The 25,855-nt window shown below is 70.3% G+C and carries 12 protein-coding genes and 2 pseudogenes; 9 read left to right on the top strand and 5 right to left on the bottom strand.

Annotated elements, in window-relative coordinates:
• The 4 genes from ptlF to penM form a co-directional block, all read right to left on the bottom strand.
• Positions 1-743 (bottom strand): 1-deoxy-11-beta-hydroxypentalenate dehydrogenase (gene ptlF, locus KGA66_RS14455; RefSeq protein WP_312886914.1); only part of this gene is annotated, 743 nt, incomplete at its 3' end.
• A gap of 177 nt (positions 744-920) precedes the next feature.
• Positions 921-2,375, bottom strand: coding sequence for an MFS transporter (locus tag KGA66_RS14450; RefSeq protein WP_211468621.1), 1,455 nt, complete (start codon positions 2,373-2,375; stop codon positions 921-923).
• Between the two features lie 53 nt (positions 2,376-2,428).
• Positions 2,429-3,280 (bottom strand): 1-deoxypentalenic acid 11-beta-hydroxylase, encoded by an 852-nt coding sequence (gene ptlH / locus KGA66_RS14445; RefSeq protein ID WP_211468620.1) that lies wholly within the window; start codon positions 3,278-3,280, stop codon positions 2,429-2,431.
• A 99-nt stretch (positions 3,281-3,379) separates the two neighbouring features.
• Positions 3,380-4,576, bottom strand: a complete 1,197-nt coding sequence (penM, locus tag KGA66_RS14440; RefSeq protein ID WP_211468619.1) for a pentalenolactone synthase — start codon at positions 4,574-4,576, stop codon at positions 3,380-3,382.
• 424 nt (positions 4,577-5,000) lie between these two features.
• Here penM and KGA66_RS14435 point away from each other — a divergent pair, with 424 nt between their 5' ends.
• The 4 genes and pseudogenes from KGA66_RS14435 to KGA66_RS32475 form a co-directional block, all read left to right on the top strand.
• Entirely contained in the window at positions 5,001-5,144 is a 144-nt protein-coding gene (locus tag KGA66_RS14435; RefSeq protein WP_211468618.1) for a hypothetical protein, read from the top strand.
• 219 nt (positions 5,145-5,363) lie between these two features.
• On the top strand, positions 5,364-6,569 hold the full coding sequence (locus KGA66_RS14430; protein WP_211468617.1) for a radical SAM protein: 1,206 nt from the start codon (positions 5,364-5,366) through the stop codon (positions 6,567-6,569).
• A pseudogene (locus KGA66_RS31605) lies at positions 6,566-8,380 on the top strand (prolyl oligopeptidase family serine peptidase); the annotation flags it as partial. The gene KGA66_RS14430 and the pseudogene KGA66_RS31605, both read left to right, overlap by 4 nt.
• A 73-nt stretch (positions 8,381-8,453) precedes the next feature.
• Positions 8,454-8,993: pseudogene (locus KGA66_RS32475) on the top strand (IS701 family transposase); the annotation flags it as partial.
• Between the two features lie 414 nt (positions 8,994-9,407).
• Here the strand turns inward: KGA66_RS32475 and KGA66_RS14420 are convergent.
• Positions 9,408-11,516 carry a UvrD-helicase domain-containing protein gene (locus tag KGA66_RS14420; RefSeq protein WP_211468616.1) on the bottom strand — a complete coding sequence of 703 codons (2,109 nt, stop codon included), beginning with the start codon at positions 11,514-11,516 and terminating at the stop codon, positions 9,408-9,410.
• A 208-nt stretch (positions 11,517-11,724) separates the two neighbouring features.
• On the opposite strand from KGA66_RS14420, the gene drmD reads away from it, so the two are divergent.
• The 5 genes from drmD to drmC all read left to right on the top strand — a co-directional run bounded on the left by drmD (position 11,725) and on the right by drmC (position 25,836).
• Positions 11,725-15,021, top strand: a complete 3,297-nt coding sequence (drmD, locus tag KGA66_RS14415; protein WP_211468615.1) for a DISARM system SNF2-like helicase DrmD — start codon at positions 11,725-11,727, stop codon at positions 15,019-15,021.
• Positions 15,022-15,027: 6 nt separating this feature from the next.
• Positions 15,028-19,194, top strand: a complete 4,167-nt coding sequence (locus KGA66_RS14410; RefSeq protein WP_211468614.1) for an Eco57I restriction-modification methylase domain-containing protein — start codon at positions 15,028-15,030, stop codon at positions 19,192-19,194.
• A 98-nt stretch (positions 19,195-19,292) separates the two neighbouring features.
• The gene (drmA, locus tag KGA66_RS14405) at positions 19,293-23,123 is read left to right on the top strand and encodes a DISARM system helicase DrmA (protein WP_211468613.1); all 3,831 of its coding nucleotides are present in this window, start codon (positions 19,293-19,295) and stop codon (positions 23,121-23,123) included.
• Positions 23,120-25,051, top strand: a complete 1,932-nt coding sequence (gene drmB / locus KGA66_RS14400; protein WP_211468612.1) for a DUF1998 domain-containing protein — start codon at positions 23,120-23,122, stop codon at positions 25,049-25,051. The genes drmA and drmB overlap by 4 nt, the downstream gene beginning before the upstream one ends.
• Entirely contained in the window at positions 25,051-25,836 is a 786-nt protein-coding gene (gene drmC, locus KGA66_RS14395) for a DISARM system phospholipase D-like protein DrmC (RefSeq protein ID WP_211468611.1), read from the top strand. Before drmB ends, drmC begins: the two co-directional genes overlap by 1 nt.
• Positions 25,837-25,855 lie beyond the last annotated feature (19 nt).

Raw genomic sequence — 25,855 nt, 5'->3', positions numbered from 1 at the left:
GGGGGCGGAAGGGGAAGATGACGCCACACCTCGTCGAACTGGTCGCGCAGCCGCGGCGCGGTGTCCTCGTTGCTGAAGAGGTAGAAGCGGTCGGAGCCGAGGGCGTCACACACCAGTTCGGCGACGTGCTCGGCGCTCACCGTGCTCTCGCCGCCCGCGCCGCGCGGGGCGATCAGGCCTTTGACCATGGGGGTGTCGACTCGGCCGGGGCACAGCACCGACACCCGGATCGCGGTGCCCCGCAGGTCGGCGCGCAGACTGCGGGCGACCGCGAGGTCGGCGTGCTTGGAGGCGGCGTAGGCGGCGCTGCCGGCGCCGACGACGAAGGCTGACATCGAGGCGGTGTGCACGAGATGGGCCGGCCGGGCGCGCTCCAGCATCCGGGGGACGAAGGCGCGGGCCACCAGGACGCGCGACCAGTAGTTGACCTCGAAGACCTCCCGCATCCGCTCCAGCGGCGCCTCCCACAGGGGTTGTCCGACGGGGCCGAGCACCCCGGCGTTGTTGCAGAGCACGTCGATGTCGCCGAGCGCGCCGAACGCCGCGTCCGCGAGCCGTGCCACGGCGTCCGGGTCGGTCAGGTCGGTGGTCACCGCGGTGACCACGGCGCCTTGCGCGGTGAGTTCGGCGGCCCGGCGGTGCAGGGCATCGGCTTCGATGTCGGCCATGACGACGGCGGCGCCGGAGCGTGCGAGGCGGGCGCTGAGGGCGAGGCCGATGCCGCCGGCCGCACCGGTCACCACGGCCGTGCGTGTCCGCGAACGCGCTGTCTTGGACTGCGCCGCTTCCGATTTCGGTGTCTTCGAATGCACAGTGCTGCTCTCCGCTCTCTTCGCTTCTGCGCGCGGGTACGCCGACGCACGGCGCGCCGTCGCCTGAGAAGATCCGGATCGGATCGCGCCGCGGGCGGGGTGTGGGCGTCAGCTCGGGTCGGGAAGCTTCAGGCTGATCACCAGGACGGTTACCGACAGGCACATCAGCAGGGCGATGACGAGTACGGCGGCTGACACCGTCGACAGCCAGCCGGACAGGGAGACGTAGAGTGTTCCGCCGACGGTCGCGCCCAGCGCGGTCGCCATCTGCTGGCTGGTCACCAGCACCCCGCTGCCCATGCCGGCCTGTGCGGCGGGTACGTCGGCGAGGATCATCCGGAACAGCGTCGGCCCGGTCAGCGCCGCGCCGGCGCCGAAAAGGGCGATCCCGACCAGCACGAGCGCCAACGAGGGACGCGGCCAGCCCAGCTGGATCACCAGCGCGAGCAGCAGCAGGCCCGCCGCCTGGACCAGCGCGCCCAGGGTGACGATCCGGCCGCCCAGGGCTCCCGCGATGCGCGGGGTGTACAGCGCCACCACGAAGAACGCCACGGCGAAGGGCGCGAGCCCGCCGCCGGAGGCGAGTGCGGTGAAGCCGAAGTGCCCCTGCGCGATCAGTGCGTAGACGAACAGGAACGCGCCGAAGCTGGCCGAGAACGGCACCACCGCGGCCAGGCCCCTGCGCATCCCCGGGTGGGAGAGCACTGACGGGGACAGCAGCGGTGAGCCGCCGCGCGCCTCCAGCCCGCGTTCGACCCGCGCCAGTGCCGGCGCCCCGGCCGCGGCGACCGCGAGCAGCGACCACAGCCACAGCGGCCAGTGCAGGTCGGGCCCTGCGACGACCACGGCCAGGACGCAGATCATGGCGACGCCGAACAGCGCGGTGCCGACCGGGTCGAAACCCGGCTTCGCGCCGGCCTTCGTCGCGGGCACGCGCCGGACGGCCAGCAGCGCGGCCGCCCCGATCGGGACGTTGATCGCGAAGACCGCGCGCCAGCCGATCCCGGCGACGTCCAGCGAGACCAGCAGCCCGCCCAGGATCTGCCCGACGACCATGCCGAGGGCCGCGGTCACGCCGTACATGCCGATGGCGCGGGCGCGCGCCTGCCCCTTCGTGGCCGCCTGGATCGTCGCCAGCACCTGCGGCACGAGCATGGCGGCGGCGGCGCCCTGCAGCAGACGGAACGCGACGAGCAGTTCGATGGTCGGGGCCAGCCCGCACAGCGCCGAGGTGGCGGTGAAGGCCGCGAGCCCGTAGGCGTAAAGACGGCGCCGCCCGAAGGCGTCGCCTAGCCGTCCGCCCATCACCAGCCCGAGGGCGTAGGTCAGGCCGTAGCCGGAGACCACCAGTTCCAGGGCGGCGGGGCCGCCGTGCAGGTCGTGGCTGATCGAACTCAGCGCCACGTTGACGATGGAGGCGTCCACGATGGACAGGGCGTATCCGGTGAGCACCACCACGAGGGCGATGCCGCTGAGTCCCGCGGCGGCCGGTTCCGGGCCGGCCGGGGGCCGCGGTGCCGCGTCGGGTTTCCTCAGCAGGGCGAGGTCCTCGCGTTCGGTCATGCGCTGCCTACCAGGCGTTCGTGAGGGGGACGGTTGCGGCGGGTGCGACGAGGTCACTCGACGGTGGTGGGGGTGCCGGTGATCTTCGACAGGATTCCCTTGGAGGCGTCCTTCGCGGACTCCGGCCAGGGAGTGAGCGCATTGAATCCGCGGTGCGAGGCGGCGGGCTGGACGCGGGTGTCCATCGACATCCGCATGCCGGCCGGGTTCACCGAGACGTTCGGGATGGACTTGTGACATGTGAAGGCGTGGAAGAGCAGCACGTCGCCCGGTTCCATCGGGGAGAACAGCAGTCGCTCGTCCGGTCCGAAATGCCGCGCCGGGACGCCGCGCACGGGGTGGCCGAATCGGCGGAAGTTCTCGGTGAGGACGTGTTCGCGCGGGCCCTTCTTGTGGCTGCCGTCGGCGATCGCCACGCCGCCGATGGCGCGGGTCGTCGGCATCAGCGGCAGCCACACGGTGCGGAAGTCCTTGTTCGGGCCTATGTAGAACCCGTCCTGGTGCAGCGGTGTCAGGAAGCTGGGTTCCGCTGATCCGGCGGCGGAGGGGTAATAGCGGATCGTCGTCGACCTGAAGACGAACACGGGCTCGCCGAAGACCTTCTCCCAGACCTTCACGGTCGAGGGGTGGTTCCAGAACTCGTCGTACTTCACGTAGCCGTGCATCGCGACCTCGTCGACCGCCTCGAAGGACTCGATCGCGAGGGTGTCGAGCGTCGTGCCGGGCGCGGCGTGGCCGAGGGCGATCAGTCCTTCGAGCATCTGCTCGGCGGCGCTCCGCACGAGTTCGCGGTCCATGACGCCGCGCAGATAGACGTAGCCGTGTTCGTCGTAGAACCGGTCGAGGGCCTCGCGGTCGTCGAGCAGAGGGGTGCAGTCGGCGTAGTCGCTGAAAGTGTCCGTCATGGTTCCTTGTCCTCGTGACGTCTGTGCGTGGGGGTGAGGAGCGCTGGTGCCGCCCGGCCGTCAACGGTGGACTGCTGCGTGTCCGCTCGTGCCGGATGCCTAGAAGGTGACGGGGATTTCGTCGAATCCGCCCGTGATCCGGTGCTCCTGCCAGCGCAGCGACTCCTCCGGCACCGCGAGCCGCAGGTCGGGCAGGACCCGGAAGAGCCGCTCGAACACCGCGGTCAGCTCGATGCGGGCCAGCACGCGGCCGATACAGTGCCGGGTGCCGCCGCCGAAGGCCAGGTGTGTCTTGGGTTTGACCCGGGTCACGTCGAACAGGTCGCTGTCGGGGAACACCCTGTCGTCGTAGTTGGCCGCGCCGATGGCGAGTCTCACCGCGTCCCCGGCCCGGATCACCGTGTCGCCGACGGCGATGTCGCTGTGCGCGTAGCGGGGTATCAGCGCGTTGGATCCCTTGCCGCCCACCCCCAGGCGCAGGATCTCCTCGACCGCGGCCGGCGCCAGTTCCGGACGCTCGGCCAGCAGGGCGCGCTGGCGCGGATTGCGCAGCAGCAACAGGGTGCCCAGGTCGATGCGCACGATGGTGGTCTCGTAGCCGAACAACAGCACGGCGCAGCCCAACTGGGCGATGTACGCGTCGGACAGGGCGCCGCCGTCCTCGGCGATCAATTCGGAGAGGATGTCGTCGCCCGGCTCGGACCGCTTGCGCACGACCAGTTCGGTGATGTAGTCGACGACCTTGCCGAACGTGTTCGCCGCGCGTTCGTTGTCGCTTTGGTCGAAAGTGCCTCTCGCCCACAGCCCGAACCGCTCCCGGTCGGCCAGCGGCACGCCGAGCAGGTCGCACACCACCATGGTCGGCAACGGGAACGACAGCGCCCGATGCAGGTCGACCGGAGGGGTGCCGGCGGCGAACTGGTCGAGAAGCTCCTCCACGTGCTGGTCGATCCGGCTCTTCATGAGCCTCATCCGGCGCGGCGAGAACCGTGGCACCAGCAGCGAGCGCATCTGCGCGTGCCTGGGGCGTTCGGTGTCGAAGTCGTCCCCGGCCATCAGTGCCACCATGAAGCCCCTGGCCGCGTTCTCGGCCGAGCGCTGCGGGTCGGGGTGGCTCAGGCCGAGCCTGCGGTCGGCGAGCAGCGTGCGCACCTCGTCGTAGCGGGTGACCAGCCAGGCGTCTTCACCGGCGGTCCGCACCTTGGTGATCGGCCCCTCCTTTTGCAGCGCGAGCATCTGGGGCGCGATGCCGATGATGCCCGGGTTGTCGAACGGCAACCGAGGAAGTTCCGTCATGGACAAATGGTCACGTGGTATCTGACGATCCGTCAACCCCTCTCAGGACGCTGAGCATATCGGTCGTCGACCCAGGCACGACGGTTGGGATTCGAGGAGAGGCGTCTGCGCCATGTGGCAGGTGAGACAGGGCTCTGCTCCGCTTCTGGCGGGAGAACGTGACCTATCTCACTGTGCAGGCGGTGATTGCCGCACCAGCCGCAGTCCTCGGTACCGTGCCGTCCCGGCACCCTCTCCACTCCCGCTTCAGTTCCCGTTTCCCGTACGTATCCGTTGCCGGCGCGAGTGCGGCTCTGGACGCAGCCTGCTGATTAACCGGATCCGTACCGCGCTTTGAACGGCGCCGAACCGGGCCCGCCTACGGTCACGGTAAGTCAGCGGAGCGGTACCGGCTCCGCAGTGTGACCGACGATAGGAGGGCGCAATGCCGGAACTCGAGGACCAGGAGCCCGAGGCCGCGGAGACGGCTCCCGGAGAGACCGACGAGATCGAGGTCGTCGCGCACAGCGACGAGGAGGACGAGGAGCTGAACGCGGGCTGTCAGTTCAACTCCGCCTCACAGCTGTGAGCTGAGGATCGGCCCGGGACATTCGGCCTCTCGACGGGCGGCCTGCCCGGTGACGGCAGGCGGGCCGCGAGGCCGGATGGCCCGGCACCGACCACGCACCACCTCGTCGGGTCCGGCGACGCCCGCCCGACCCACGAGAGTCCTGCGAAAGCCGTCAGCGGGCCCATGGGGCGGCCGGGGATCGAAGAACGCTGCATATCGAACGCTACGGAGGTTGCCGTGAGCCCGGAACACACCGGTCTGCAGAGCCGCGCCGGACAGCTCGGCGGGACGCGGATCCTCGCCGGCCGCAAGAACTACTGGTTCCTCGGACCCGGCGGCATCGCGCGGCTCGGCGCCGGGCAGGTGTCCCCCGAGGGCACCCTCAGGCCGGCCGCGGACCGGCAACTGCGCGAGCGCGGACTGTTCACCGCGCCGACCGACCACCTGTACTCGCTGACCGTGCTGACCAGCACGGACTGCAACCTGGGCTGCGGATACTGCTTCCAGAACGTCGGGCAGGACCTCAGCGGCGGCAACCGGCCGCCCCGGATCACCCACTCCCGGCTGACCTCGGAGCGGATCACCTCGATCCTGGAGTTCTCCCGCCGCCAGATGGACGCCTCCGGCCTCGACCGGCTCAGCATCCTGCTGTTCGGCGGGGAACCGCTGCTGAACCCGTCCGGTTGCGTGGAACTGCTCACCCGGGCCGCCGACTACGGGCTGGCCTCCGCCTGGATGATCTCCAACGCCACCTTGCTCACCCCGAAGCTGGCGAAGGACCTGTGGGACGCCAGGCTGCGCTTCATCCAGGTGACCTTCGACGGCGACCAGCCGGACCACGACCGCATCCGGATCCGCCGATCGAGCGGCGGGACCTTCGACGCCATCGTCCACAACGTGGCGCGCGCCAGCGAGGCCACGCCGATCGCGTGGGCGCTGCGGGTCAACGTCTCGCACCGCAACTACCGGGGGATCGACAGCCTTCTGGCTCGGCTCGCGGCAGCGCTGGACACCTCGCGGTGCACCATCTCGTTCGACCAGATCCGCGACATGGGCGTCGGGTACGGCAACGATCTGGAGTACACCCGCAACCTCTCCGCCTGGTTCTCGCGTTGGCAGCGCCAGGCGCTCGAACTGGGTTTCAAGGTGCCGCGCCCGCGGGCGCTGGCACCCTGCCGCACCTGCGGATACGGCGACGGCCGCTACGGCGCGGTGGTCAACGCGGACGGGACGCTGTCAAGCTGCTGGGAGACCGCCGGCAAGCCGGGATGGCAGGTCGGCAGCACCACGGACGGATTCCTTCCGACCGAGCAGACACGCGAGCGCTGGATCTCCTGCGGCGACATGTACGACCCCAGCCCGGACGACGCGGACGTCGCGGCCTTCCGTGACGCCGTGGACGCGGCGCTGCTCGACTACCTGGCCGAGACCGGGCGCCTGTGACCGCGTCCGCGCACCGGTACCCCGACGCGGCTCGCGAAGATCCAGGCGACGCGGTCCACGGCCTGGCGGTGCCCGATCCGTACCGCTGGCTGGAGGACGCCGACGACCCGCGGGTGCTGCGCTGGACCGCCGAACAGGAAACCCTGTACAGCGCCGCGCGCGCACAATGGCCGGACGCGGACCGCTGGCACGCGCACGTGGCGGCGTTCAGCGCGCTGGACCGGGTGCTGACGCCCAAGGTGCGCGGCGACCGGATCTTCGTCCCACGGCAGCGGGCGGGCGAGGAACTGCCCGTGCTGTTCGTCCGGGAAGGCGGCCGTGAGCGCCCCCTGCTGGACCTGAACGCGGCGGACCCGTCCGGCCGCACCACGCTGGAGGCCTGGCAGCCGTCGGTGGAAGGCGACCGGCTCGCGTACCAGATCTCGCGCGACGGCACCGAGGACGCGTCGCTGTACGTGCTCGACGTGCGCAGCGGGCTGACCGTCGACGGCCCGATCGACCGGATCCGGGGCCGGTCGCTCGGCTGGCTGCCCGGCGGCGAAATGCTCTACTACGTCAGGTGCTCACCGGCCGGGGCGCAGTGCGGCGACCGGCGCTACCACCGCCGGATCTGGCTGCACCGGGTCGGATCCCGCCCGGACGCGGACGCCCTGGTCTTCGGCGAGGGGCGCGGGCGCACCCAGTTCTACACCGTGGCCGTCACCGCGGACGGGCGCTGGCTGACGATCACGGCCGCCGAGGGCACGGCGCCCGGCTCCGATGTCTATCTGGCCGACCTGACCGTCGCCGCGCCGGACCGGCCCGAGTTGCGGCCGGTGCAGACCGGCGGGTCGGCGCGCACCCGAGTGCACATCCTGCCCGGTACCGGCCCCGACGGGACGATGTGGCTGCGCACCCGGCACGAGGCGCCGTTCGGCCGTGTCGTGGCGTGCACGCCCGCGCGGGCGTCGGCGGACGCCTGGCGCACGGTGATCACGGAACGCCCGGGAGCGGTGCTGACGGACTTCGCCGTGCTCGACGGCGGCGACGCGGGGCGTCCGGTCGGCCTGGCGGCGTGGCTGCGCCACAGCGCGGCCGAGATCACGGTGCACGACCTGGCCGACGGCCGGCAGACCGGGACGGTGCCGCTGCCCGGGGTCGGCACGATCGGCGATTTCTCGGTGCGCCCCGGCGGCGGATCCGAGGCCTGGTTCGCCTACACGGATTTCGCCACGCCACCGCGGATCATGCACTACGACGCGCGGACGCGGCACACGCGGGTGTGGGCCGCCGCGCGCATCGCGCCAGGACCACGGGAGCGGGCCGGCGGGGCCGCCCGGCAAGCCGGCGGCGAGGCCGCCCGCCGGCGCGGCGGCGATTTCGACCACCTCGGCGTGACAGCCCGTCAGGAGTCGTTCACCTCGCGGGACGGCACGACGGTGCGGATGTTCGTGGTCGGCCCGAGCGCCTGCCCGGATCGGCCGCGGCCGACCATACTGTTCGGCTACGGCGGCTTCGGCACCCCGGTGTCGGCCAAGTTCGCGCCCGAGGTGCTCTCCTGGACCCGGGCCGGCGGCGTCTTCGCGGCCGCGTGCGTGCGCGGCGGCGGCGACGAGGGCGAACGGTGGCACCGCGACGGGTGCGCGGACCGCAAGCAGAACAGCTTCGACGACTTCGACGCGGCCGCGGCGCACCTGGTCGAGGCGGGCTGGACGCAGCCGGGCCGGCTCGCGATCATGGGCATCTCCAACGGCGGGCTGCTGATCGGCGCGGCGCTCACCCAGCACCCCGAGCGCTATGCCGCCGCCGTGTGCATGTCCCCGCTGCTCGACATGGCCCGCTACGAACTGTCGGGCCTGGGCCCCAGCTGGGTGCCCGAGTACGGCAGCGCCGCCGATCCAGGCTTACGCCTGGGCGTGGATCGCCACCGACAGCCCACGCCACCACCTGCTGATCCGTCGCCACCTACGCAGCGGCGAGTTGGCCTTCCACTACTGCCACGTGCCCGAAGGACAGGTGCTGAGCATGGCCCGGCTGATCAAAGCGGCCGGGCTGCGCTGGCCGTGCGAGGAGAACTACCAGTTCGGCAAGGACTACCTCGGCCTGGACCAGTGCCAGGCACGCCTCTACACCGCCATCGCGCGCCACACCGTGTTGGTCATGGCCGCCCTGGCGATCTGCGCCGTCGTCGCCGCGTAGCTCAGGCGCCGCACCGGCACCCAAGCACCGCCTCCGGTGCGCCCAGACCAGCCGCCGCCCCGCGACCCCGGCCTGATCCCGCTGACCGTCCACGAAATACAACACCTGCTCGCCGCAGCCCTGCACCGCGCCAAACCCGACGCGCACCTCGAACACTGGCTCACCTGGCGACGCCGACACCAGGCCCGAGCCCGCTGGTTCCACCACCGCGCACGACTCAACCGCACATACACCCTGGTCAACTAGCAATTGGCGGCTGCCGTACTAGCACGATCATGAAGTCAGCCAAGTGCGTGCTACCTCCGGCTGCGGCACATTATCAGAATAAGAACTTACCTGGGGCGGTGTGTCAAGCCTGCCGGGTCAGAGAACGTATTCACGCGGGTCGGATATGTGCCGGTGGCCGGGAGGAGGGGCGCGGAAGGTGGTGCGGCGGGGAGCGAACGGCGCCGCGAACTGCGCTCGATCGTTCATTTCACGCGTGATCGGGGAATCACCTGGAAGCGATATCGGCGGCTCGGGGAATTCGGCCACGGCTTGACCAGGGCAGCTATATCCGAATTCTTATTTCACGCCGCCGTGAAGCGGTTTTGCGGGTCTGTCGAATACAGCCGCCTCAAGACCGTAGACCGGCGACGGCGGTCAGGCTTCAGATCCATGCTACGCGACCAGGGTGGGTAGCAGGCTGCTTTGGTCGCCGCTGTAGGAGATGTACAGGGCGTCCCGTGCCCGGGTTGCGGCCACGAAGAGCAGGCAGCGTTCGCGCAGCAGGTCGGCGGCGTCGGCACCGAGCCGCGTCGGCGGCACGACGCCGGACTCGATCGCCACGAGGGCGACGCACTGGAATTCCAGGCCCTTGAGCTTGTGCATGGTGCACAGGCGTACGCCCGGCTGCCGGCCCGCGTCCTTCTCGATGGTGCTCACCTCGAGCCCGTGCACGCGCAGCGCCTCGGCGGCTTCGTCGACCAGGTGCCTGGTGCGGGCCGCGACCGCGATCGACGCGGCGGGCACGCCGTCGGCGAGCCAGGTCTTGATCTGTGCGGCGAGCGCGTCGAGTTCCTCGGCGCGATGCGCGGCGGCGCGTGTGAACGGCTTGCGGCCGTGCAGCAGGGAGCGGTAGCCGCTGAGGCTGTCGCTGTTCTGCCCGTCTGCCAGGTCGGCGACCTGCCGGCAGGTGAGGATGCCGGCCGCGAAGTCCAGGATCTCGCTGGTGCTGCGGTACCCGAGTGTCAGTCTCCTGCTGCGGCCGCGCACCTCGATGCCCAGTGCGCGCAGCGAGGCGTTGTTGCGGTAGATCCGCTGGTGTGGGTCGCCGACGAGGAACAGGTCGTCGGCGCCCGGGGCGACGCACGCCCGCAGGAGTCGCCAGTGCGCCGGATGTAGGTCCTGTGCTTCGTCGATGACCGCATGCTGGTAGCGCGGCGCGCTCTTGCCGGCTTGGACGCGGGCTGCCTCGGCCGCGATCTGCAGGAAGGTCCACTTGTTCGCGGCGCGTAGCTGCGCGGCGGCGATGTCGATGGCCTGCCACACCTGCTCGCGCTGCCGTGGGCCGAGGGCCTCGCCGCGACCGGCGCGCGAGCAGGCGAGGTATTGCGCCGCGGTGGTGAGGTCTTGGGCGAGGACGACGTGTTCCCATTCGTCGGCGAGGAACTCCGGCGCGAAGGGCGCCTGCGTGAGATCGAGCGCGTGCTGCCAGGCGGCGGCCTGGTCCGCGTCGGTGGCCACTGCCCAGTGCTCGCCGAGTGACGCGCGCTGCTCGCTGAAGACCGCGTGCGCGAGCTGGTCGACCCCTTGCACGTCGACGGTGGCGAGCACCTCCTGGCCGGTTTCCAGCCGGTCGAGGGAGGCGCGCAGGTTGTCGGAGAGCGCGCGCGTGAACGTGGTGAGCAGGACCGGCAGCGCCGGCCGGTGCCGCGCGAGGTGGACGGCGCGGTGTAGCGCCACGACCGTCTTTCCGGTGCCGGCGGCTCCGGTGACCAGTGCCGGGCCCGCGTATGAGGCCGCGTACGCGAGGCGGCGCTGACTGGGGTGCAGAAAGACTCGCCAGGAGTCGAAGGGCTGGTCGAGGATCGCGGCGAGTTCCGCTTCGCCAGCCACGGCCACCGCGAAGGAGGGGCTGCGGCTCAGGGCGGCGCCGAGGTCCTCGGTGTCGACGCTCTCGGCTGCGGCGCACTGTTCGGCGTATCCGGCGCTGACTTCGGCCCAGGTCTCCTCGACGCTCAGTCCGCTGGCGAGCGCGGTGAGCACGTCGGCCTGCGCCTGGGGCAGCAGCCGCTCGACGGCTTGCAGCGCGGCTTCGCTGGTGATGTCCCGCACGAGGGGCAGCAGGTCTGGTTCGATGCCGAGCCGCAGCAGGTCCTTGTCGGGGAACGCCGCGAAGAGCCGTTCAGGGGCCGCCTGCGCCTGGATGCGCAGCGCGGGTGCGATCAGTTCGAGTTTCTCCGCGTCGCGCATCTCGATGACGCCGAGGGCGTGGTTGACGCTGAAGAGCCGGCTTCGCGCGTACGCGATGGCCTCGTCGTGTGGCAGGACATTGATCAGGCAGTACTGGTCGCCGCTGGCCGGGGCCAGCACGATGCCGCGCCAGAATTTGTCGATCCGGATCGTGCGTACCCGTTCGTCGCGCGCGTTCTGGAGTTTCTCCAGGTGCAGTCCGGCGAAGGTGTGCTCGGCGAACTTACCGAACACGGACTGCACCCGCGCGCGCACCGGCGGGTCGAGTTTGGCGTAGGCGGGGAGGAATTCACTGGCGAGCATCAGGCGCGGCACGAATGTCAGCGTAGCGCTGCCTCGTGCCTGTGAGTGTCCGTAGACTTCCGCTGCGCGATGCCGCCGCCGCTGCTGTGGTTTGCTGTGGTTTGCTGTGGTCCGGTGTTCCGCCGCTCCTGCGGTTCGGCAGTTCGGTCCGGTGGTCCGGTGGTCCGGCGGCGCGCATTACGATGATCCGCAGGTGGTGGAAGCGGCGAGGGGTGCGCGGATGACGCAGGTCGCGAGGGCGGCGGTGCCGGGCGACGGCCAGTTGGTCACCGTGCGCAACCGGCCGTGGGTGGTGGCCGGGGTCGAGGCGTCCAGTGTGCGCGTGGACGATCCGCTGGCCGATCTGACGACGCCGCCGCAGCATTTGGTGAGCCTGGTCTCGGTGGACTCCGACGCCGGGAACGAGGAATTGCGCGTCATCTGGGAGTTGGAGCCGGGCGCCGGGGTGAGCGAGTCGGGTGCGCTGCCGGATCCGCGCCGCGGCTTCGACCGGCCGGATCTGCTGGACGCCTTCCTGCACGCGGTGCGCTGGGGCGCGGTGGCCTCGGCGGACACCCGCGCGCTTCAGGCCCCGTTCCGCTCCGGCATCCAGATCGAGGACTACCAGCTGGACCCGGTCGCACGGGCGCTGCGCATGCCGCGCGTGAATCTGCTGATCGCCGATGATGTCGGCCTCGGTAAGACGATCGAGGCCGGGCTGGTGATGCAGGAGCTGATGCTGCGTCACCGGGCGCGCACGATGCTGATCGTGTGCCCGGCGGGATTGACGCGGCAGTGGCACGAGGAGATGCGGGACAAGTTCGGGCTGGAATTCCGGGTCCTCGATACCGACCTGCTCAAGGACTTGCGCCGCTCGCAGGGGCTGTATGCGAACCCGTGGACGCATTATCCGCGGCTGATCGTTTCGATCGACTGGCTGAAGCGGGAGCGTCCGCTGCGGCTGCTGCGCGAGGTCCTGCCCGGCGTGCCGCAGTATCCGCGCGCGTTCGACCTGCTGGTGGTGGACGAGGTGCACACCTGCGCGCCGGCGGGCAGCGGGAAGTACGCCGTGGATTCGTTGCGTACCAAGGCGATCAAGACGCTGGCGCCGCATTGCGAGCATCGCCTGTTCCTTTCGGCGACGCCGCACAACGGCTATCCGGAGTCCTTCGAGGCGCTGCTCGAACTGCTCGACGATCACCGTTTCGCCCGCGGGGTGCGCCCGACCGAGGAGCAGAAGGCGAAGGTGATGGTGCGCCGGCTCAAGCGGGATCTGCCGCCGCGCTGGGACGGTTCGCCGCGCTTCCCGCAGCGGGTGCTCGACGCCGTGCAGGTCAGCTATGGCGAGGATTCGCGTTCGGCGCACGCGCTGCTCGGCGAGTATGCGGCCAGTCGGCGCTCGCGCGCCGGGGCGGCGGCGCAGCAGACGGCCGAGGAGTTCGTCATCATGCTGCTGAAGAAGCGGTTCCTTTCCAGTCCGCACGCGTTCGCGGAGACGATCTCGGTGCATCGGGAGACCATGCGGCGGCGCGGCGCGGACGCGTTTGCCCGGGCGGAGACGAAGGAGCTTGCGCCCCGGGTGTTGCGGCCGCTGTTCGAGCAGGTCGAGGAGAGCGCCGAGGACGACAGGGCTTTCGCACAGGTCAGCGCCGATGCGCTGGCGGCGGCTCGCCGGGTGGTCGAGCCGCTGAACGCGCGGGAGGAGCAGTTGCTTGAGCGCCTGGAGAAGTGGGCACGCGACGCCGCGCACCGCCCGGACGACAAGTTCACCGCGTTCCGCGCGTGGCTCGACCCGATCGTGCGCTCGGGCCGAGCCGGTGGCGTTGGCGGGGCTTCCGGTGCGGACGGCCGGTCCGATGAGAGCCGGTCCGATGGGGGCCGGTCCGAGGGCGGTTGGTCCGATGAGCGCGTCATCGTCTTCACCGAGTACCGCGACACCCAGAACTGGCTTTACGAGCGGCTGATCAACGACGCCCGCGTTCCCAGGGAGCGGATCGCGCAGCTTTTCGGCGGCCAGGACGAGGACGAGCGCACCCGCGTCAAGGAGGTCTTCCAGGACGATCCGGCCAACTCCCCGGTGCGCATCCTGCTGGCCACGGACGCCGCGAGCGAGGGTATCAACCTGCAGAATCACTGCCATCGGTTGCTGCACTGGGAGATCCCGTGGAACCCGAACCGGCTGGAGCAGCGCAACGGCCGCATCGACCGGCACGGGCAGAGCGCGCCGAGGGTCGAGGTCTACCACTTCGTGCCCGAGGGCTGGGATGAGCGCGGCGGCCGGATGGCCGGCGACATCGGCGGCTCGGACGGCTCGGACGATGCGGACGGCTCGCTGGAGGACGAGCTGCGTTTCCTGAGCACCGCGGTGCGCAAGGTCGAGCAGATCCGCGAGGATCTCGGTTCGGCCGGTGATGTGATCGCGCGTCAGGTGGAGCAGAAGATGCTCGGCAAGCGCACCGACTGGCGCGGCGCGGAGAGCGAGATCGCGCAGCGTTCTTCTCGCGCGCTGCTGCGGATCGAGCGCGATCTGCGCGACCGGCTTGAGGAGCTCAGTGCGGCGCTGGACGGTTCGCGCGACGCGATGGGGCTCTCGCCGCGGACGCTGGAGCACGTCGTGCGTACCGCGCTGCGTCTCGCGCACGGCCGCGACCTGACCGAGGCGCAGCCGCCGAAGGGTTTCGAAGGACGCTGTTTCACGCTGCCGGAGCTGCCCGGTGCGTGGGCCGCGGCGCGCAACGACGGCCTGCGGCATCCGGTCACGGGCAAGGAGCGTCCGGTCACTTTCGACGGCGACCGGGTGACGGGCAGGACCAACAGCGTGGTGCTGCTGCACCTCGGTCACCGTCTCGTGCAGATGTGCCTGCGGTTGCTGCGCGCGGAACTGTGGAAGGGCGGCGAGGCGGCGCGGCTGAGCCGGGTGACGGCCCGGCTCGTTCCCGGCGACCTGTTGCGTGTTCCGGCGGTCGTCGCGCACGGCCGCGTGGTGATCACCGGGGCTTCGGGGGTTCGCCTGCATGAGGAGGTCGTGTTGGCGGGCGGCCGGATCGAGGCCGGAGGGCTGGTGACGCGGCCGGCCGAGGAGTTGCGCGCGTGGCTCGGCGCGGCGGGCGGGGACGAACCTGCGGGCGCGATGCGGGAGCAGCTGGCCGAGCTGTGGCCGCGGCTCGGTCCTGACCTGGCCGGCGCGCTGGCCAGGACCTCCGAGCAGGCGGCGCGTAAGCAGGCGAAGACCTTGGAGCGCCGGTGTGCGCAGGAGATCGAGGACATGCGCGTCGTGCTCGCGGAGCTTCGCCGGAACATCGAGAGCGCGCTGAGCGACAGCCAGCGCTATGAGCAGCTGGATCTGCTCGCGGTCGGGGAGGAGCGGGATCAGGCGCGGCAGGACCGCAGCGCACTGGAACGCCGCTACCAGCAGTTGCCGCAGCTTGAGGCGCAGGAGACTGAGGCGTTGCGCAGGCATTATGCCGATCCGTCCCCGCGGCATTTCGCCGCGGCCGTGACCTTCCTCGTCCCCGCGTCGCTGGCCCACGGGAGCTGATCTGTCATGGCGGCGCGTATGGCGATGACTCGCACCAAGCGCGCGGTGCGTACCGAGCAGAGCCCGGCCGATCAGCACGCCGAATGGCTCGGGCTGCTGCGCCCGGACGGCCCGTTCCTGTCGGTGTCCGTGCTCACGCGCGCCGACGCGTATCCGCAGGGCCTTGACAAGCTGGATACGGAGCGGACGGCCCGCATCCGGCAGGCGTGGGCTGAGGTGCAGCAGGATCCGTACGGGTTGTGCAGCGCTTGGCAGGAGCTGGTTCTCGGCGAGTTGCTGGGCTGGCGCGGGCAGGTGTGGCGCGATGGTGTGCCGGGCGGTCTCGGTGGTCTCGGCGCGGCGGGCGTGAATGTGGCGGGCTTCCATGGTGAGGGTGCGCTGCGCCCGAACGGTGTGCTGGTCGGGCCGCCGACGCCGGGCGGCGGCGAGAGCGGACCGCAGGAGCGGGTGCTGGTGTACCGGTTGCCGTGGCCGGAGGGTGCGCGCACGCGGCTGGACAAGCCGGCGCGGCATCAGTCGGTGTCCGCGATCGATCAGGCTGCTGCGTTGTGTCGTGCGCGCCGGGTGCCGCTGGCGCTGTTGACGAACGGACGCGAGTTCGTGCTGGTGCATGCGCGGGCGAGTCAGCCGGTGAGCGTCGCGCGGTTCGATCCGGACCTTTGGCTGGAGGAGCCGCTGCTGCTGCGGGCCTTCGTCACGCTGCTGCGGCCGGAGCGCGCCGCGCTGCCGGAACGCGATGCGAGGGGTGAGTTCACCGGTTCGCTCGCGGCGCTGATCGCCCGCACTGCGGAAGACACGGTCGAGGTCACCAACACCCTGGGCAAACAGGTTCTGCTGGCGGTGGAACTGCTCACCGGCGAACTGTCCCGCCTGGATCGGGAAGCGGGGTTGAAGCTGCTGGTCCAGGTCGAGCCGCCGGCCGTCTACCGCGCGGCGCTGACCGTGATGCTGCGGGCTGTGTTCCTGCTGTACGCGGAGGAGCAGCGGCTGCTGCCGATCGACGACCCGCTGTATCAGGAGTCGTACGCGGTCGGCTCGCTGTACGAGCAGTTGCACGAGTCGAGGTCGCGCGAGGGCGCCGAGATCGGCGACCGGCAGGCCGCCGCCTGGCCGCGTCTGCTCGCGCTCTTCCGCGCGATCCACGACGGCTGCATGCACCCGGATCTGCGCATCCCGGCGTATGGCGGTTCGCTGTTCGATCCGGGGGAGTTCCCTTGGCTTGAGCCGATGCAGGTGACCGACCGCGTCGTCTATCGCATCCTGGATGCGCTGCTGATGCTGCGGATCGACAAGAACGGCAGGCGCCGCGACACGCCGGAACGGCTCTCGTATAAGGGCTTGGACGTCGAGCAGATCGGGCACGTGTACGAGGGTCTGCTGGAGTTTTCGTGTCTGCGCGCGCAGGAGCCCTACCTCGGGTTCATGGGGAAGAACGAGCCGGAGATCCCGCTGTCGAAGGTGCTGTCGTGGCAACAGTCGGCCCTGGAGCAGGAGCTCAAGGCGGCACTTGGCGCGACGGATACGCAGGTCGCGAAGGGCCTGACGAGGCCCGTCGCGGAGATTGAATACGCGAACCTGCATGCCGCTTGCGACAACGACGCGCAGCTGGCCGAGACGGTCAAACCGTTCCACGGCCTGCTGCGCACGGATCTGCGGGGCCTGCCGACGGTGTTCCCTACTGGCTCGCTGGTCATCACGCAGGTCGGCGATCGGCGGAATACCGGCACGCACTACACGCCGCGTTCGCTGGCCGAGGAGGTCGTGAAGTACACGCTTGAGCCGTTGTGCTACCGGCCGGGTCCGGCCGATGGAGTTCCGGCAGCGCTGGGCAATGTGCTGCCCGGAGAGCAGTTGCTGAAGTTGCGGGTGCTGGATCCGGCGATGGGTTCCGGCGCGTTCCTCGTCTCAGCGTGCAGATACTTGAGCGAGCGCGTGGTGGAGGCGTGGGAGCGGGATGGTCGGCCGGAGGATCTGGCGGGCGTCGAGGACCGGGATCTGTTGCTGCTCGCGGCGCGGCGGATGGTCGTGGACCGGTGTCTGTACGGCGTGGACCGGGACCCGATGGCGGTTTCGCTCGGCAAGCTGTCGCTGTGGTTGGTGACGTTGGCGAAGGGGCGGCCGTTCTCGTTCGTGGACCACGCGCTGCGGTGCGGGGACTCGCTGGTGGGCACGATCACCGCCGAGCAGATCACTGCGTTCCATTTGGACCCGTCGCGGCAGATGGTTCAGAACGACGTGCTGATCAACCTGTTGCAGGAGCGGGCCGCGCCGTTGTTCAGCCGGGCGGCGGAGTTACGGCGCGAGATCGAGTCGATGCCGGACAACGATATTCGCGACGCGGACGCGAAGGCGAAGCTGCTGGCGGAGGCGGAGGGGCTGACGGATCAGCTGCGGTTGGTCGCGGATGCGGTGGTCGGCGCGGCGCTCTCGACAGCGGAGCAGAAGTCTGACGATGCGTACGACGATCGGTTGGCGGGACTTGCGCCGAAGCTGGCGGATGCGCTGAGCGGGGATTCGGCGGCTGACGATGCGGTGCGGCGGGTGGTCGATGGCTGGCTGAAGGGGCCGGCGAGTGGGCCGAGGAAAGAGCCGATCCGGCCGCTGCACTGGGCACTGGAGTTCCCGGAGGTGCTGGGGACGTCGTCGGGTAGTAGGCCGGAGAAGGCGTTTGATGCGGTAGTGGGGAACCCGCCGTTCGTGGGCGGACAGAAGATCACCGGGTCCAACGGCGACGATTATCGCGACTATTTGGTGGCACGGCTTGCGGGCGGAGTCCGGGGATCAGCGGATCTGTGCTCTTACTTCCTGCTGCGCAATGCTGCGGCGGCGCCGCGTGGTCGGATCGGGATCATCGCTACGAACACGATCGCGCAGGGAGACACGCGCGAGGTTGGTCTTGACCAGCTGGATGGTCGCGCATTCCCTGTATACCGCGCGGTGAAGTCTCAGAAGTGGCCTGGGACGGCGAACGTCTCGGTGTCGCTCCTATGGTGCGGCCAGCCAGGCGAGTCTGAGCAATGCTTTCTTGATCGACAGCCGGTTGTGTCCATTGCGCCGACTCTCGATCCCGCATCGAGAGCTACCGGTAATCCGGAGCGCTTGGCGCGCAATGCGGATACTGCGTTTCAGGGATCGAACCTTGTCGGAATCGGATTCGTTCTCGAGCCTGACGAGGCGGCTTCGCTGCTCACGGCTGATCCCCGTAACAAAGAAGTCGTCTTCCCGTATCTCAACGGTGACGACCTCAACTCGCGCCCAGATTGTTCGCCGAGTAGGTGGGTGATCGACTTCAATGACTGGGATGAGAGTCGCGCCGCGAGGTATACGAGACCATTTGAAGTTGTTGTCGAGCGCGTAAAGCCGATTCGCGACAAGAACGCGCGCGAACAACGAAGGAGGTACTGGTGGCGCCACGGTGAGGTGGCGCCAGCGCTGCGGAAGGCGATTGAGGGGCTGGAGCGGGTAATCGTGATCTCGCTCGTGAGCAAGTACGGCGCGATTGCGATGGTCCCGACCGGCACCGTCTTCTCGCACATGCTTGGCGTCTTTGCCTCGGACGACGCGGCGTTCTTTGCGCTGCTGTCCAGTGCGTTCCACTTCGCGTGGTGGACGGAGAAGGGCAACTCGACCCTTGAGACGCGCCTCCGCTACACACCGTCAGATGGCTTCGAGACGTTCGCTCAGCCGAACCTCACCGACGAACTCCGCGACCTTGGCACGCGACTGCACGAGTTCCGTTCTGCGACGATGCTTGACCGCAATCTCGGGCTGACCAAGCTCTACAACGAGTTCCACGACCGTGCCAACCAGGACCCGGATATCGTCGAGCTTCGCGCCATCCACAAGCTCATCGACGAAGCCGTCTTCCGCGCCTACCAGCAAACCCCTGACTGCGCGGACTGGGCAGACCTCGACCTCAACCACGACTTCCACGTCACAACCCACGGCCTGCGCTACACCATCGACCCCGCAGCCCAGGTTGAGATCCTTGACCGTCTCCTCGAACTGAACCAGTCCCGCTACGCCGAAGAGGTCAGGCTCGGCCTGCACGACAAGAAGAAGAGTTCCGCGAAACGAGCCGCGTCCCCTCGCGCCACCGCCGCCCCGACTGTCCCGGGCCTCAGCACCCAGATGAGCCTCATCCCCGGCAGCGACGACGACCGGCTCTTCTGACAAATGGCGAAGCCGACGCCGCCGTCTTCGCCGCATCCCGGCAGCTCAACCCGCAAACCTCACCCGCCCTGTCGGCGCGGCCACGTATCGTGTAGCGCGTGAGCGAACAACTCTCCGTCGAGGACTCGTCCGCCGAGAACCCCGGGTCAGGGCCAGATACCGGACCGGGCCCCGGGTCGATTCTGCGCGCGCCGACCCCGCAGGAGGTGCGCGACGAGTTGGCCGCCATGGTCGTGCGCGACCTGCGCGGACCCGTCCACGGAGACGAAGAACAACTCGGCAACGACCCGCGCGAATGGTACGTCCTGGGCAAACTCGCCCCCAACGGCACCGAAGTCGCACCCGACCAACTCGACACGCTCGCCGAAAGCGACAGCTGCGACACCGACGACAACGGCACGGACCCGGAAACCCAGGCACCGAACACACCCTCGCTCGTACCGTCATCCCTCGGATTCACCGCGCGCGTCAAAGGCACCGTCACCGAACTGCTCGTCTCCGCGACCTGGGGCGAATACACGAGTGTGGCCGACCCCGAACGGCCACAAGCCCGCCGCTACCAGCGGCAGCCGCGCGGCGGCGAGATCCCGGTCAAGCTCGCCGAAGGCACGATCACCGCGCAAACCCTCGACCCACAGGTCCCTGACGTCAAGGTGCGCGGCCGTGTGCGCTGGCACGACGACGCGTGGCTGGTGACCCTGTTCCTCGTCAACACCCAATCCGGCATCGGCGTGCGGCCGTGGGTGTTCCAGGCCGAACTGGCCGCGCGATCGGCGAACGACACCGCGTGCTTCCTGCCGCGCCGCCCCGCGGACCGCACCAGCAAAGGCGGAGACGCCACCGACCGGGCCGAACAACGCCGGCTCGCCATGGCCTACCGGCTCCTGCCCGAATTCGCCATCGGCCACAGTTGCGGCGCACACGCGCACGTAGACCCGGGCGACCCCATGCGGGCCCGGCGCATCGTCACCGCCACCGCGCCGCAGCACGAACTGCCGGCCACCGACGTACCCGACGCCGCCGCCGACCCGGACCTGCCCGAACTGGCCTCCCTCGTGCTCGACATGAAGGTGCTCGCCGCTCTCGAAGCCGAACCGCTGCGCGCCGCGCTGCTACCGCTGGTCACCGGTTACCGCGCCTGGATCGAGCGTGCGCAGCGCCACGCGGGGCAACCCGAAGCACGACTCGACGGCTTCAGGCCGGAGATCCGCGACACCCTGACCGCCGCGCGCGAAGCCGCGACACGCATCGAAGCCGGCATCGACCTGCTCACCGGTCCACCCGGCCTGCGCGACGAGCGCGCGCTGGCCGCGTTCCGGTTCGCCAACAGCGCGATGCACCAGCAGCGCATCCACACCATCGCCGCCGCGCAACGCCGCCGCGACCCGAACCTGTTACCCGATCAGGCTGTCGCCGCCGCCGACGCGGACGAGCGCGCCGCGCGCAACCGCTCCTGGCGGCCGTTCCAGCTCGCCTTCCTCCTGCTCAACCTGCCCGCGCTGGCCGACCCCGGGCACCCGGAGCGCTCCACCGACACCGAGGCCGCGATCGCCGACCTGCTCTGGTTCCCCACCGGCGGCGGGAAAACCGAGGCATACCTGGGACTGACCGCGTTCACCCTCGCCATCCGGCGCCTGCAACCCGAATCCGAATACGGCGGCTACCGCGCCGACCGGGGAATCGCGGTACTGATGCGGTATACGCTGCGGCTGCTGACGATCCAGCAGTTCTACCGCGCCGCCGCGCTCATCTGTGCCTGCGAGGTCCTGCGCCGCGCCGACACCGCGCGGTGGGGCAGTGAGCCGTTCCGGATCGGACTGTGGGTCGGCGGCGACGTGACCCCCAACAGTGTGGACCGGGCCGAGGAATGGGTGCGGGAGTTGAACCGGGACAAGGGACGGCCCCGGCTCGGCGGCGGCAGCCCGCACCAGCTCACCCACTGCCCGTGGTGCGGCAGCGCGCTCGAAGCGGCCCGCGCCGTCACCGTCGATCTCAAGGGCCTGCGCCGTACGTGGGTTCGCTGCCCCGACGTGATGTACTGCCCCTTCGGGCCCATGGGCGAGTATTCCGGTGCGCACGGAGCAGAGCCCGGCCTGCCGGTGGTCGTCACCGACGAGGAGCTCTACCGGCTGCTGCCCTCCCTGGTGATCGCCACCGTGGACAAGTTCGCGCAACTGCCCTGGCAGGGAGCGACCCGCACGCTGTTCGGCGGCGTGGACCGGTACTGCGAACGGCACGGGCACCTGGCCGCCGAAACCACCAGCGCCGCCTGGGAAAGCGCCACGGGCCATCAGGCCACCGATGCGCTGCCGCCCGCGCGGATCCTGCCCGGCGCGCGCATCCGGCCGCCGGACCTGATCGTCCAGGACGAGCTGCACCTGATCTCCGGCCCGCTCGGCTCCCTGGTCGGGCTCTACGAATCGGCCGTCGACCGGCTCGCCACCTGGGAGCGCGGCCCCGGGAAATACGTGCGGCCCAAGGTGATCGCCTCCACCGCGACCGTGCGCCGCGCCCGCAAACAGATCGGGGCGCTGTTCAACCGGGAGACCCGGATCTTCCCGCCGCCCGGTCTGGACGCCGACGACTCGTTCTTCGCCCGCACCCGCCCCGTCCAAGGCCCCGGCAGTCGGCCCGGCCGCCTCTACGTCGGCCTGTGCGCGCACGGATCGCGGATCAAGAACACGCACATCCGGGTCTACGTCGCGCTGCTGGCGGCGGCACACGCGCTGCACGAGAAGTACGGCCGCAACGAGATCACCGACCCGTACATGACCGTCGTCGGGTACTTCAACTCGCTGCGCGACCTCGGCGGGATGCGCCGCCTCGTCGAGGACGACGTGACCACCCGCGTCGGCCGGGCCGCCGAACGCGGCCTGGCCAACCGGCGCGAACCGCAACTGCGCGAACTGACCTCCCGGATGTCGAACGAGGACATCCCGGCCGTCCTGGCCGAACTCGAACGCTCCTACACCGGGCGATCCGCGGGATACGGCCCCGACGCCGGGCCGAGCCGGTCCGGGTCCGAGGGCCAGCGCGCCGAGAGCGCCCGCGCCGTCGACGTGCTGCTGGCCACCAACATGATCGCCGTCGGCGTGGACGTCCCCCGGCTCGGCGCGATGATCGTGGCCAACCAGCCCAAGTCACCGGCCGAATACATCCAGGCCACCAGCCGCGTCGGCCGGGCCGCACCGGGCCTCGTCTTCACGGTCTACAACTGGGCCCGGCCGCGCGACCTGTCCCACTACGAATCCTTCGAAGCCTTCCACGCGACCATGTACCAGCACGTCGAGGCGCTGTCCGTCACGCCCTTCGCGGACCGGGCCATCGACCGCGGCCTGTCCGGCGTCCTGGCCGCGCTCGTACGGGACCTGCGACCCGACTACAACACCAACCTCGGTGCCGGTTACCTCACCCGGGACTCCGAACTGGCCGACCACGTCACTCAGTACCTGCGGCGCCGCGCGCTGGACGTGACCGGGCACCGCGCCATCGGCGAGCAGATACAGCGCCACCTCGACGACCGGCTGGACTACTGGGAACGGCGCAGACGCGCACCCGGCATCAGGCTCGGCTACCGGGTCGGCCGCGGCACGCAGTCCGGCGACATCGAAGCCCTGCTGCGCGAGCCCGAAACCGGCGCGTGGACCCGCTTCACCTGCCCGACCTCGCTGCGCAACGTCGAACCGGGAATCCAGCTCATCCTCAGCCACGACCCCGACAGCCACACCAAGGTCGATCAGGACACTGACGAGCCGGCCTGGGCGGCCCGGGCGAGCGACGAGGACCAGAACGCGGCGGGCGGCGGCGCAGCGGACACCATCACGGGAGCCGCCGGCACGGGAACCACCGGCACGGGAACCGCCGGCACGGGAGCCGCCGGCACGGGAACCACCGGCACAGTTACCACCAGGACAGGAGCCGACCAGTGACCGCGACCGCACCCACCGACAACCGGCTGCGGGTCGGCGAACTGCGCCCGAGTCAACTGCTGCACACCTTCGGCATCGGCTCGATCGCCGACCTGCCCAACCTGTCCGTCATGGTGATGGGCCTGGACCGCTGGGACCCCGGCAACGCCGCCGTCGTCACGGAACAACGCCTGCTGACCGCCGTGCGCCGCAAGCTCGGGCCGCAGGTCGCCCAACTGCGCCTGCCCCCGCACCAACCCAGGACCCGCGACCCCTTCGGCAACTGGGCCGGCATCGGCGTCCCCGTCGAGGTCTTCCCCGGGTGGCTGCGCTGCTCGAACCTGTCCTGCAACCTGCTGGCCCGCGCCCGCTCCGGCCTGTTCACCCTCAAACCCAACAACTACGCGCCCGAGAAAACCCGCTACGTGCACAACCACCGCGTACCGGCCACGGCGCTACCCGCGCGCTTCGTCCTCGCCTGCCCCAACGGGCACCTCGACGACTTCCCCTGGCTCTACTTCGTCCACGGCGGCGTCGACGAAGACCCCGGCCACACCCTGACCCTCGTCGAACGCGGCACCACCGGCGAGGCGGCGAACATCTTCGTCATCTGCTCATGCGGAGCCAGCCGCAGCATGGCCGACGCCATCGGCCAGACCAAACAGGCCAACCTGCCCGCCTGCCGCGGCCGCCACCCCCACCTGGAGAAATTCGACCCCTGCGGCGAACAGACCCGCACCCTCGCCCTGGGCGCCACCAACAGCTGGTTCGCCATGCAACTGAAAGTCTTCTCCCTCCCGCGCACGGACGAACCGGTCGAACAAGCCGTGCGCGAACACTGGGAGACGCTGAGCCTCCTCGCCCCACTGCCCGCCGAGACCGTCAAAGCCCTGCTTCCGACCCAGTATTCCTGGCGCGACCTCGAACAATTCGGCATCGAGAGCGTGTACCGGACCATCGCCGCGCTGCACGCCGCCGCCGCGACGACGCCGGGCAGCAGCAACAGCAACAGCGGCAGCGGCGGCGGCGGCGACGCGGACTCCCCGGACGAAGCCGTCGACCTGCGTGTACCCGAATGGGCCGCGTTCACCGACCAGCGCGAACACAGCCTCGACGACTTCACCACACGCCGCGAACGCGGACGCATCGCCGCCCCGGGCGAGAGCGCACCGGTCGGCGCGCTTGCCGACATCGTGCGCGTGACGAAGCTGCGTGAAGTCAGCGCCCTGTATGCGTTCACCCGCCTCGACGCGCCGGACTGGGACACCTCCGCCGGCGCGGTCGGCGCCGACAACCGGCGCTGCGCGCCGATCAGCTCGAACCCGCCCAGCTGGGTGCCGTGCGCGGAAACCCGCGGCGAAGGGATCTTCCTGCGCTTCGACGAGGCCCGGATCGCCCGCTGGGAACAACTCGACGCCGTACACAGACGCGCGAGCGTCCTGCGCGCCGCGCACGCGAAATGGTGCCAGACGATGGGCGTCGAACTGGACTGGCCCGGGGTGCGCTACATCCTGCTGCACACCCTCGCGCACTGCCTCATCCGCGAATTCGCCCTCGAATGCGGCTACGGCGCCTCCGGCATCAGCGAACGCATCTACGCCAGGAGCGGCGAGCAGCCCATGGCCGGCCTCCTGCTCTACACGGCGGCGCCCGACAGCGAGGGCACGCTCGGCGGACTGGTCAGCCTGGGGGAGCGCGACCGCCTCATCCCGCTGCTGGGCCAGGCGATCGAGTCCGCGCAACTGTGCGGCTCCGACCCGCTGTGCTCGGAGCACGACCCGCGCGAACACGGCCGTCTGCACGGCGCCGCGTGCCACGCCTGCCTGTTCGCCGCCGAGACCTCCTGCGAGGCAGGCAACCGCTACCTCGACCGCGCGCTGCTCGTGGACACCTTCGCGCACAGCGGCACCGGCCTCGGCTTCTTCGGCCTGCCGGCCACCGCCGCCTGATGAACGAACCGCTCTCATCCCGCTCCCGGCTCCCGGAGACGATGGCGAGCATCGCGACCGCCCTCGGCCCCGCGCACATCGAAGCCTGGGTCAAGGTGCTGGAAGCACACCCTGGCCCCGGGCCCGCGCTCACGGCGGCGCTGCTCGAAGCGAGGCCCGGCGGCACCGGCCTCGGGCCGCTGGCCGAGCGGCTGTCCACCGAGTGGCGCGCCGCCGAACCGCGACCGTACGGCGCGACGCTCGCGTTCGCGCTGCGTACCGCCGCGGCGCAGTACGAGGCATGGGACGCGGACCACGCGCTGGAGTGGGTGATCTCCGGACCGCGCGACCGCACCGAACCGGTACGCGACACCGCGGCCGTCGCGTCGAGCCTGATCGCCGGGGCCGAGCGGACCATCCTGGTCGCGACCTACGCGACCAACGACGTCGCGGACATCACCGCGGATCTGGCGGCGGCCGCGGCCCGCGCGGTCCAGGTCGACGCCATCGCCGAGACGCGTGGCACCGACGCCGCGGCCCGGCTCGCGGCGATACCGGGAGTGCACGTGTGGCATTGGCCCGAGCACCGGCGACCCGCGGGCGCCGTCATGCACGCCAAGTTCATCATCGTGGACGACGCCAAGGTGCTGCTCGGCAGCGCGAACCTCACCGGCCGGGCACTGGGCGCCAACCTTGAGATCGGCACGCTGATCCACGCGCCCGTCGACGTGCAGCGCCTGGCTCGCCACTTCAGAATCCTGATGTCCCCGGCGCGCGGCGAGCTGGTGTCCTACCAGCGTTGCTGACTTGCTTTGTAGGCTGGTG

This window comes from Actinocrinis puniceicyclus (assembly GCF_018283645.1).
GTDB lineage: Bacteria > Actinomycetota > Actinomycetes > Streptomycetales > Catenulisporaceae > Actinocrinis > Actinocrinis puniceicyclus.
The sequence above is the reverse complement of the archived record's forward strand: the minus strand, read 5'-3'. Positions and strand labels throughout refer to the sequence as shown.

What these genes read in the sequence shown, in the direction of transcription:
- KGA66_RS14450 (WP_211468621.1), bottom strand. Translation starts at nt 2,375, where the DNA reads ATGACCGAACGCGAGGACCTCGCCCTGCTGAGGAAACCCGACGCGGCA.
- ptlH (WP_211468620.1), bottom strand. Translation starts at nt 3,280, where the DNA reads ATGACGGACACTTTCAGCGACTACGCCGACTGCACCCCTCTGCTCGAC.
- penM (WP_211468619.1), bottom strand. Translation starts at nt 4,576, where the DNA reads ATGACGGAACTTCCTCGGTTGCCGTTCGACAACCCGGGCATCATCGGC.
- KGA66_RS14435 (WP_211468618.1), top strand. Translation starts at nt 5,001, where the DNA reads ATGCCGGAACTCGAGGACCAGGAGCCCGAGGCCGCGGAGACGGCTCCC.
- drmD (WP_211468615.1), top strand. Translation starts at nt 11,725, where the DNA reads ATGACGCAGGTCGCGAGGGCGGCGGTGCCGGGCGACGGCCAGTTGGTC.
- KGA66_RS14410 (WP_211468614.1), top strand. Translation starts at nt 15,028, where the DNA reads ATGGCGGCGCGTATGGCGATGACTCGCACCAAGCGCGCGGTGCGTACC.
- drmC (WP_211468611.1), top strand. Translation starts at nt 25,051, where the DNA reads ATGAACGAACCGCTCTCATCCCGCTCCCGGCTCCCGGAGACGATGGCG.